Here is a 10,112-nt window from a genome sequence, read left to right on the forward strand (position 1 = left end):
TGGCTGATACTGTGCAGTTCATGAACCTGACTGCGCAATACCGTTCGCCTGCCGTCTGGCCTGTCAGGACGACTTTTCCAGTATTTGTAACTGCTGCGATGAACCCTGAACACGTGGCAGAGTGTGGGCACAGGATAATGCGCTCTGAGTTTCCCGATTAACGAGAACTGTTCAGGGAGTCTGACATCAAGAGCGCTGTAGCCTTTTTTAATATTTCGTTTTCCATTTCAATGCGTTGTACCTTTTTCTTGAGCTCACGTATTTCGATTTGTTCCGGGGTTATGTATGGGAGAAGCTTTTGGCGTTTTCCCCTGTCGCATATCACGCAGTTGTTTTACCCATTTCACCATCGTAGAAAGGCCAACATCCATGGCTTTTGCTGCTGGCGCGGCGGTGTAATTTTGGTCGACAACCAGTTGAGCGGATTCGCGTTTGAATTCAGGACTAAAATTTCTTCTTTTCATTGGTGCACCCCCGTGTTGTTCTGAGGTGAGCATATCACCTCTGTTCGGGTGGCCAAATTCAGTGTGCCACTACATTTGCTTGCCGAGCACCATCGAGCTGACGCAGCAGGCAATGGCATAATCGTCGTCATTGAAATCCGGGGCATCAGGTCATCGTTTTCATACTGCATAGATGAGGTGTCGATGGACACTTTTGCGGTGAATTTCTTGAAGTTGATCGGCAGTTTTTCCGACCACAGGATGGTCATATTCGGTTCCGGCGACGGCCCCATGGTGTTCAGGGTGTTTAGGAAACGGAAACTGTTTTTGGTCACCAGCGTACGGCCGTCGATGCACACGCCGCCGAGGGATTCGGTTGCCCAAATCGGGGGGGCGCCCGAGAACAGTTCATCATATTCCGGCGTACGCAGGAAGCGCACCATACGCAACTTCATGACCAGATGGTCGATAAGCTTTTGCGCCTGTTCTTCCGAAAGCTTAGCGGCTTTCAGGTCGCGTTCGATGCACACGTCAAAGAAGGTAGATACGCGGCCGAAGGACATCGCGGCGCCGTTTTGTGATTTAACGGCGGCCAGATAGCTGAAGTAGGTTCACTGCACGGCTTCCTGCGCGGTTGTGGCCGGCCCGGAAATATCGCAGCCGTATTTGGCGGCCATTTCTTTAATCTGGCCTAGCGCACGGTGCTGATCGGCGATTTCTTCGCGCAGACGGATGGTCTGTTCCAGCTCTTCACCGTTTTCCAATTTGGATTGCAGAGCCTGGAACTGGGCGAATTTATCTTTCATCAGGTAATTGATGCCGTACAGGGCAACGCGGCGGTAGTCGCCGATGATGCGTCCGCGGCCATAGGCGTCCGGCAGACCGGTCAGCACGCCCGCTTTATGACAGCGCAGAATGTCGGGAGTATAGACATCGAACACGCCCGGGTTATGGGTCTTGCGGTAGTCGGTAAAGATTTTTTTAGACCCGAATCCAGCTCGCGATCGTACGCTATGCAGGAACTTTCTACCATTTTGATGCCGCCAAACGGGATGATGGCACGTTTTAACGGTGCATCCATCTGCAGGCCGACGACTTTTTCCAGCGATTTATTGATATAGCCGGCGTTGTGGAAGGTAATGGTGGCAGCAATATCGATATCAAAATCGACCGGCGCATGGGTGCGGTTCTCGATTTTGATTCCTTTCATAACTTTTTCCCACAGCGACGCGGTGGCGGCGGTGGCGCCGGCCAGGAAAGCTTCGTCGCCTTCATAGGGAGTGTAGTTTTTTTGGATGAAGTCACGCACGTTGACTTCTTTCTGCCGGTCGCCTGCGCTAAAACCTTCCCAGGCCGGGGACAGTTTGCTATTCAGATCGGTCATTATACACCTACCTTCTAATGTGGATTTCGACAATCCGCCTTCGGCGCCACCCTGATGGCCTGCCAGAACGCTGGCGAGGCAAAATTCTTGATAACGATCCCCATCGGGATCATGAACATGTTGGCAATACTATGCTCAAAGCCGCTGGCGACAAACATCGTGACCGGCGTAATCATGGCGAACATTTTATCGAACATGCTGCGGCCGGAATAACTGGTCCAGACCGCCAGGCAAACCATCAAGTTTGCCAAAATACCGAGGCAGACCACCTCGACAAAGGTGTGATGCATTTTATGGTCGGCGGTCTGCAACACATTCAGGGCCCAGGAGCCGTTGGCGACCATATGCTGACCCGCAAAGCAGATAAGGGCCACAAATAACAGTGCCCCTATCAGGTTGCCGACATAAACATTGATCCAGTTACGCACCAGCCGGGCCCAACTGATTCGGCCGCACGCCCGGGCCACAACAATCAGTACCGAGGAGGTAAACAAATCCACGCCGCTGATAATGACCAGCATTAACCCCAGAGAGAAACAAAAACCGCCGATAAGTTTGGCGAAGCCGTAAGGTATGGCTACGGTGCAGGTAGTCGCTATGATATAAAACACGAACGCGATGGAGATGAAAACGCCCGCGGTTATCGCCAGGAAAAAGGTGGTGCTAGGGCGTTTCGTCGCTTTATAGACGCCCGCTTCCTCAGCCACTTATTGCCGCCGCCGGAGGTAATAACAAATCAAAAGAGTTGTCGGCTTTCATACTAACTTTTTCGTGAAATTAATTTACGCGTTAATTCTACTAACTCAGTATAGGACAAAAATTGACATGGATTATAGGCGGCCAAACTTGAAGGGGGAAATACACCACAATCACTAAGGGTTTTCTATTTAATACATTGGAACTTAATAAAAAAATAAATTTTATAAAATGCGTTAAAAATTACATTTTTTGCACTTTTTGTCCTGCTGTTTTTATAGCAATTGTGGCGCTGTTGTTATTGGCAGTTATAGTTGGCGTGATTTCACTTTATTAAAACAATTACCCTTAATTTGTCACCTCGAAGGGAGTGAATCCCTTTAGCCTGCTTGACGCTTTAGAGTGTCAAATGCGGGCGCATCATTATAGTCGGTTACCTTTTAGCCACTAAGCCGCCCAAGACGCGTTAGTGCCGCGCTTGGGCGAAGACCGCAGCGCAGTTTGCCGAGTAAGCTGCTAGGTTGCTGAGCAGAAGCGGCGTTTGGCCTGGTGCGCCGGCAGGGCTTTAAGATCGTCATCCAGCGCCGTCAGACCGTAAAACGGGTTCTCCACCGCGAGCGCCGCAGTGGCGCCGGCCAGCGTCGGCGCGCCGTACAGACGTGCGAAGGCGTGCTGGTATTGCTCCGCAGAGCGGCCGTCATCGGGATGTAAACCGTGGCACCGTCGGACTGGCGGCTGAAAGGCAGAGCGCAAATCCCCCGTTCGGTCTGGCTGGACTGTAAATCCACCAGATCGCGCCCGGTCAATTCCTGGTCCGGATCATAAAAGGCGCGTAGATGCTCACCTAGGATGCCGTCGGGCTGCCCGCCGTCGGCCGGAATGGGAAACCAGCGCTCGTTGGGATAATGCACAAACTCGCCTCCGGCGACCGTGGTGCCAAGGTACAAAGTCAGCGAAAAAATAGTTGGTGGAGAGGCGTTCAAAATACTCGCCAAGCGCCGCGGCCGGCGCCGCTTTGCGGGTAGCGCCTTTACCGTTGGTAAAGCACAGCGGACAGTCGCGGTCGCGGTCGCGGATATGCACCGACCAGACATGGGGCACGGGATTCAGCCAGGATGCTTCTTCGATTGAGAAGCCCAGCGCGCTGAGCTGCTCCTGAAAGCGGGCTATGGAGTCTTCCAGCACCGCATCTTTGCCTGGAATAAAGGTCTGCGTCATCAGGGTCACTTATTATCAACGGTAAACCACCATAATACGGTGTTTTCTCCCTCGGCTCCATGTATTCTCTGACCTATCAGGCGTTGCGGCCTGGCGTGGGCGGTGTTAAAACCATGGTAGGTGTTTAGCAGTTTTACTGGCAAATCGTGGTGAGGAAAAATGAATCAGGTGTTTAATTTTAGCTCCGGCCCGGCAATGCTTCCGGCGGAAGTGTTGCGCAAGGCGGAGCAGGAATTGTGTAATTGGCATGGCCTTGGCACATCGGTCATGGAAATAAGCCATCGCAGTAAAGAGTTTCTCGAAGTCGCGCAATCCTCCGAGCAAGATTTGCGCGCGCTGTTGGCGATCCCTGACAATTATAACGTCCTGTTTTGCCACGGCGGGGCGCGCGCGCAATTCGCCGCGGTGCCGATGAACCTGCTGGGGGAGGCCACCCGCGCTGATTATATCGATGGCGGCTATTGGGCGCACAGCGCCATAAAAGAAGCGCAAAAATATTGCGACCCGCAGGTGATTAATGTCACCACCGAAATTGACGGTCTGCGTGCGATTAAACCGATGCGCGACTGGGCATTATCGACCGATGGCGCCTATTTACACTATTGCCCGAACGAGACCATTGATGGTCTGGCCATCAATGAACTGCCGGATTTTGGCGACAGGGTAGTGGTGGCGGATTTCTCCTCCACGATTTTATCGCACCCGCTGGACGTCAGCCGCTTTGGGGTGATTTACGCCGGGGCGCAGAAAAATATCGGGCCGGCCGGGCTGACGCTGGTCATCGTGCGCGAAGATCTGCTGGGCCGCGCGAGCAAAGCGCTGCCGTCCATTCTGGATTACAGCGTACTGGCCGAAAACGATTCCATGTTTAACACGCCGCCGACATTCGCCTGGTATCTGTCGGGGCTGGTGTTCAAATGTTTGAAAGCCCAGGGCGGGCTGGCGGAAATGGATAAACGCAATCAGGCCAAGGCGTCTTTGTTGTATCGCATTATTGATGAGAGCGATTTTTATCGCAACACCGTCGCGCCGGCCAACCGTTCGCGCATGAATGTGCCGTTCCAATTGGCGGACAGCAAACTGGATGCACTCTTTTTGCAGGAGTCTTTTGCCGCCGGTCTGCATGCATTGAAGGGACACCGGGTGGTGGGCGGCATGCGCGCATCGCTGTACAATGCCATGCCGCTGGAAGGCGTGCAGGCGCTGGTGGACTTTATGCTCGGCTTTGCCCGTCGCCACGGGTAACGCTCTCCGTGCCGTCGCCTGCCGGTTGGCCGTTGTGTTGAGCAAGGTCGCCTAGACGCGTGGCGCCGCGATTTAGCGACCGTGGCCTGCCGTTAGCAAGCCAGCTTCTGGCCGGGGTCAGGCGTTATTCTTTGTTGGAGAAAGTGTTACACATGCAGGATTCCCTGACTTTAAACCCCATCGCGCGCGTCGATGGCACCCTCAACCTGCCGGGTTCCAAAAGCGTTTCCAATCGCGCCTTGTTATTGGCGGCGCAGGCCAACGGCACCACGCGTCTGACCAATCTGCTTGATAGCGACGATGTTCGCCATATGCTGACGGCCCTCGGCCAGTTGGGTGTGAACTACCGTCTGTCGGCGGATCGCCGCAGCTGTGAAATCGACGGCCTCGGCGGGCCATTGCGCGCGGATGAGGCGCTCACGCTGTTTCTCGGTAACGCCGGCACCGCCATGCGTCCGCTGGCCGCGGCGCTGTGCCTGCAGGCGCAGGACGTCACGTTGACCGGCGAGCCGCGCATGAAAGAGCGTCCCATCGGCCACTTGGTTGACGCGCTGCGCCAGGGCGGTGCGCAAATAGATTACCTCGAACACGAGCATTATCCGCCGCTGCGTTTACGCGGCGGCTATCAAGGCGGCTTTCTTAACCTTGACGGTAGTGTTTCCAGCCAGTTTCTGACTGCACTCTTGATGATGGCGCCGCTGGCCCCGCGGGACAGCTGCATCCGCATCAAGGGCGAACTGGTGTCCCGGCCCTATATCGATATCACCCTGGCGTTGATGAAAATCTTCGGTATTGAGGTGCGGCACGATAATTATCAGGTGCTTTACCTTACCGGCGGCAGCGTATACCGGTCGCCGGGAGAGTATCTGGTGGGAGGGGATGCCTCCAACGCGTCGTATTTTCTGGCGGCGGCGGCGATCCGCGGCGGCACCGTGCGTGTGATCGGCATCGGCCGCCACAGCGTACAGGGCGATATCCGTTTCGCCGATGTGCTGGAGAGCATGGGCGCGACGATTCGCTGGGGCGACGATTACATTGAATGCAGCCGGGCGTCGCTGCACGCCATTGATATGGATATGAATCACATTCCCGACGCGGCGATGACCATCGCCACCACCGCGCTATTCGCCAGCGGCGGCACCACCATACTGCGCAACATTGCCAACTGGCGGGTCAAAGAAACCGACCGGTTGACGGCGATGGCCACCGAGCTGCGCAAAGTGGGCGCGACCGTGATCGAGGGAAAGGATTATCTGGCGGTCACGCCGCCCGCCAGACTGAGCGCCGCCCGGATCGGTACCTACAACGACCACCGTATGGCGATGTGCTTTGCGCTGGTGGCGCTGTCCGACACCCCCGTGACCATTCTCGACCCGCAATGTACGCATAAAACCTTTCCGGACTTTTTTGCCCGGCTGGCGGCGTTAAGCACGCCAGCCTCGTCGCATTCGGCGCCATGATAACGGGTAAGAGTAACGTTTACACGTAATGAAGGGTACAATGCGGCGCACTGAAGTTTGAGGACTGTCCCAGGCTTTCACTCTCGTCGCGTTTAAAGGAGAAGACAATGACGGTTATAGCCCCGGTAATCACCATCGACGGACCGAGTGGTGCGGGGAAGGGGACGCTCTGCAAAGCGTTAGCAGAAACGTTACAGTGGCATTTACTGGATTCCGGCGCGATCTACCGGGTGTTGGCGCTGGCCGCCCTGCACCATCAGGTGGCTATCGACAGCGAGGAGGCGTTGGTGGCGCTCGCCGCTTATCTTGATGTTCGTTTCGAGGTTGAGCAAGGGCAATTGAGCGTGGTGCTGGAAGGGGAAGATGTCAGTCAGGCTATACGCAATGAAACCGTCGGCAATAGCGCATCGCAAATCGCCGCGTTTCCGCGCGTGCGTGAAGCGCTCCTGCGGCGCCAGCGTGCATTTCGCGCCGCGCCGGGCCTGATTGCCGACGGCCGCGATATGGGAACCGTCGTATTTCCCGATGCGCCGGTGAAAATCTTTCTGGATGCGTCGTCGGACGGAAGGGCGCACCGCCGCATGCGGCAGTTGCAGGAAAAGGGCTTTAGTGTTAACTTTGAGCGCCTTTTATCCGAGATAAAAGAACGGGACGATCGCGACCGCAATCGCGCGGTGGCGCCATTGGTGCCGGCAGCTGATGCGCTGGTGCTCGACTCCACCCGCCTGACTATCGATGAAGTGATAGTCAAAGCGCTGGCGCATGCCAGGCAGATTCTGGCGCTATCGTAACGGTGTAGTGACTAAATTACCCTGCGGCGAGGGACGGCAGCGGAGCGTGTATAACAACCCCATCAAGCAAGATGCCGGATGGCCGTTAATCAAAAAATCTGAAAATTATCAAATATGACAGAATCTTTTGCTCAACTCTTTGAAGAATCCCTGAAAGAAATCGAAACCCGTCCGGGCTCCATCGTTTGCGGTACCGTTGTGTCCATCGCGAAAGACGTGGTTCTGGTTGACGCCGGCCTGAAATCTGAATCCGCCATTCCCGTCGAGCAATTCCGCAACGCCCAGGGCGAGCTGGAAATCGAAGTGGGCGATCAGGTTGACGTCGCGCTGGATGCAGTCGAAGACGGTTTCGGCGAAACGCTGCTGTCCCGTGAAAAAGCCAAGCGCCACGAAGCCTGGCTGATGCTGGAAAAAGCGTATGAAAAAGCGGCCACCGTTATCGGCGTTATCAACGGGAAAGTCAAAGGCGGTTTCACCGTTGAACTGAACGGTATCCGTGCGTTCCTGCCGGGTTCTCTGGTCGACGTGCGTCCGGTTCGCGACACCCTGCATCTGGAAGGCAAAGAGCTTGAGTTTAAAGTGATCAAGCTGGATCAGAAACGCAATAACGTCGTGGTTTCCCGTCGTGCCGTTATCGAATCCGAAAACAGCGCCGAGCGCGATCAGCTGCTGGAAAACCTGCAGGAAGGCATGGAAGTCAAGGGTATCGTCAAGAACCTGACCGACTACGGCGCTTTCGTTGATCTGGGCGGCGTTGACGGCCTGCTGCACATCACCGATATGGCCTGGAAGCGCGTCAAGCATCCAAGCGAAATCGTGAATGTCGGCGACGAGATCACCGTTAAAGTACTGAAATTCGATCGTGAGCGTACCCGTGTCTCCCTCGGCCTGAAACAGCTGGGCGAAGATCCGTGGGTCGCTATCGCGAAGCGTTACCCGGAAGGCACCCGTCTGACCGGTCGCGTGACCAACCTGACCGACTACGGCTGCTTCGTTGAAATTGAAGAAGGCGTTGAAGGCCTGGTGCACGTTTCCGAAATGGACTGGACCAACAAAAATATCCATCCGTCCAAAGTGGTTAACGTGGGCGACGTGGTGGAAGTTATGGTGCTGGACATCGACGAAGAACGTCGTCGTATCTCCCTGGGTCTGAAGCAGTGCAAAGCCAATCCGTGGCAGCAGTTCGCTGAAACCCATAACAAGGGCGACCGCGTTGAAGGCAAAATCAAGTCAATCACCGACTTCGGGATCTTTATCGGCCTGGACGGCGGCATCGACGGCCTGGTTCATCTGTCCGACATCTCCTGGAACGTGGCCGGCGAAGAAGCCGTGCGCGAATACAAGAAGGGTGACGAAATCGCGGCCGTGGTTCTGCAGGTTGACGCAGAGCGCGAGCGTATTTCCCTGGGCGTGAAGCAGCTGGCTGAAGATCCGTTCAATAACTACCTGTCTTTGAACAAGAAAGGGGCTATTGTTATTGGTAAAGTCACAGCAGTTGACGCGAAAGGTGCTACAGTTGAATTAGCAGGCGGCGTTGAAGGTTACCTGCGCGCTTCTGAAGCCTCGCGCGACCGCGTTGAAGATGCTAGGCTGGTTCTGAACGTGGGCGACGATGTGGAAGCAAAATTCACCGGCGTTGATCGCAAAAACCGCGTTGTCAGCCTGTCCGTTCGTGTTAAGGACGAGGCGGATGAGAAAGAAGCCATCAGCACCGTGAACAACAAGCAGGAAGAAGGCAGCTTCTCCAACGCGATGGCTGAAGCCTTTAAAGCGGCGACCAAAGGCGAGTAATAATAACGGGGGAGCGGAGGTGAACTCTGCTCCTGGACGGTAGTTAAAGTGTTACGCTGCTCTCAAAAGAGCCGCGTAAACTTGGAGGAATTATGACCAAGTCCGAGCTTATCGAAAGACTTGCTCGCCAGCACGCTCATATCCAGGCAAAAGTGGTTGAGGATGCAGTGAAGGAGATGCTTGAGTATATGGCGACGACACTCGCCAGCGGCGAACGCATTGAAATCCGCGGTTTCGGCAGTTTTTCTCTTCACTACCGTGCCCCGCGTATCGGCCGCAATCCGAAAACCGGTGACAAAGTGGAACTGGAAGGCAAATATGTTCCGCACTTCAAACCGGGTAAAGAGTTGCGCGATCGCGCCAACATCTACGGTTAACCGCCGCGGCCCGGCGGCCAATATTATTGCAAACCTAAAAAAGCCCCGTTTAAGAGGCTTTTTTTTTGCCTTTGCGCCGCTGGAGGACCAGGTCAACGGCTGATAGGAGAAGGCTAAGCGGGACCGATACTCTGTAGAGGTATTTAACACCGGTAGCAATTCAGCCCCTGTCTGTAGTGGCACACTGAATTTGGCCACCCGAACAGAGGTGATATGCTCACCTCAGAACAACACGGGGGTGCACCAATGAAAAGAAGAAATTTTAGTCCTGAATTCAAACGCGAATCCGCTCAACTGGTTGTCGACCAAAATTACACCGCCGCACAAGCAGCAAAAGCCATGGACGTTGGCCTTTCTACGATGGTGAAATGGGTAAACAACTGCGTGATAAGCGACAGGGGAAAACGCCAAAAGCTTCTCCCATACATAACCCCGGAACAAATCGAAATACGTGAGCTCAAGAAGAAGGTACAACGCATTAAAATGGAAAACGAAACATTAAAAAAGGCTACAGCGCTCTTGATGTCAGACCCCCTGAACAGTTCTCGTTAATCGGGAAACTCAGAGCGCATTATCCTGTAGCCACACTCTGCCACGTGTTCAGGGTTCATCGCAGCAGTTACAAATACTGGAAAAGTCGTCCTGACAGGCCAGACGGCAGGCGAACGGTATTGCGCAGTCAGGTTCATGAACTGCACAGTATCAGC

At 54.7% G+C, this 10,112-nt stretch carries 7 protein-coding genes and 4 pseudogenes; 6 read left to right on the forward strand and 5 right to left on the reverse strand.

Going from position 1 to position 10,112, the window contains the following annotated elements:
- The 5 genes and pseudogenes from ACTBDU_RS14510 to ACTBDU_RS14530 form a co-directional block, all read right to left on the reverse strand.
- Positions 1 to 464: pseudogene (locus ACTBDU_RS14510) on the reverse strand (transposase); the annotation flags it as partial.
- Between the two features lie 72 nt (positions 465 to 536).
- Positions 537 to 1,827: pseudogene (locus ACTBDU_RS14515) on the reverse strand (pyruvate formate lyase family protein); the annotation flags it as partial.
- A 38-nt stretch (positions 1,828 to 1,865) separates the two neighbouring features.
- Positions 1,866 to 2,586: pseudogene (gene focA, locus ACTBDU_RS14520) on the reverse strand (formate transporter FocA); the annotation flags it as partial.
- A 453-nt stretch (positions 2,587 to 3,039) separates the two neighbouring features.
- Positions 3,040 to 3,276 carry a hypothetical protein gene (locus tag ACTBDU_RS14525; RefSeq protein ID WP_438806966.1) on the reverse strand — a complete coding sequence of 79 codons (237 nt, stop codon included), beginning with the start codon at positions 3,274 to 3,276 and terminating at the stop codon, positions 3,040 to 3,042.
- Positions 3,222 to 3,741 (reverse strand): annotated as a pseudogene (locus ACTBDU_RS14530) (YcaO-like family protein); the annotation flags it as partial. The pseudogene ACTBDU_RS14530 and the gene ACTBDU_RS14525, both read right to left, overlap by 55 nt.
- A gap of 159 nt (positions 3,742 to 3,900) precedes the next feature.
- Between ACTBDU_RS14530 and serC the strand changes: the two are divergent.
- The 6 genes from serC to ACTBDU_RS14560 all read left to right on the forward strand — a co-directional run bounded on the left by serC (position 3,901) and on the right by ACTBDU_RS14560 (position 9,957).
- Entirely contained in the window at positions 3,901 to 4,986 is a 1,086-nt protein-coding gene (serC, locus tag ACTBDU_RS14535; RefSeq protein ID WP_438806967.1) for a 3-phosphoserine/phosphohydroxythreonine transaminase, read from the forward strand.
- Between the two features lie 152 nt (positions 4,987 to 5,138).
- A complete protein-coding gene (gene aroA / locus ACTBDU_RS14540) occupies positions 5,139 to 6,446 on the forward strand; it encodes a 3-phosphoshikimate 1-carboxyvinyltransferase (protein WP_438806968.1) in 1,308 nt (435 codons plus the stop codon).
- A gap of 107 nt (positions 6,447 to 6,553) precedes the next feature.
- Entirely contained in the window at positions 6,554 to 7,237 is a 684-nt protein-coding gene (gene cmk / locus ACTBDU_RS14545) for a (d)CMP kinase (RefSeq protein WP_438806969.1), read from the forward strand.
- Positions 7,238 to 7,351: 114 nt separating this feature from the next.
- Positions 7,352 to 9,028: a 30S ribosomal protein S1 gene (gene rpsA / locus ACTBDU_RS14550; protein WP_438806970.1), complete on the forward strand. Its 1,677-nt coding sequence runs from the start codon at positions 7,352 to 7,354 to the stop codon at positions 9,026 to 9,028.
- 92 nt (positions 9,029 to 9,120) lie between these two features.
- Positions 9,121 to 9,405, forward strand: coding sequence for an integration host factor subunit beta (gene ihfB, locus ACTBDU_RS14555; RefSeq protein WP_438806971.1), 285 nt, complete (start codon positions 9,121 to 9,123; stop codon positions 9,403 to 9,405).
- A gap of 246 nt (positions 9,406 to 9,651) precedes the next feature.
- Entirely contained in the window at positions 9,652 to 9,957 is a 306-nt protein-coding gene (locus ACTBDU_RS14560; RefSeq protein ID WP_438806972.1) for a transposase, read from the forward strand.
- Positions 9,958 to 10,112 lie beyond the last annotated feature (155 nt).

Source organism: Sodalis sp. (in: enterobacteria) (assembly GCF_051710625.1).
GTDB lineage: Bacteria > Pseudomonadota > Gammaproteobacteria > Enterobacterales > Enterobacteriaceae > JBPESN01.

Coding starts and splice junctions, on each gene's coding strand:
- serC (WP_438806967.1), top strand. CDS start 3,901: ATGAATCAGGTGTTTAATTTTAGCTCCGGCCCGGCAATGCTTCCGGCG.
- aroA (WP_438806968.1), top strand. CDS start 5,139: ATGCAGGATTCCCTGACTTTAAACCCCATCGCGCGCGTCGATGGCACC.
- cmk (WP_438806969.1), top strand. CDS start 6,554: ATGACGGTTATAGCCCCGGTAATCACCATCGACGGACCGAGTGGTGCG.
- rpsA (WP_438806970.1), top strand. CDS start 7,352: ATGACAGAATCTTTTGCTCAACTCTTTGAAGAATCCCTGAAAGAAATC.
- ihfB (WP_438806971.1), top strand. CDS start 9,121: ATGACCAAGTCCGAGCTTATCGAAAGACTTGCTCGCCAGCACGCTCAT.
- ACTBDU_RS14560 (WP_438806972.1), top strand. CDS start 9,652: ATGAAAAGAAGAAATTTTAGTCCTGAATTCAAACGCGAATCCGCTCAA.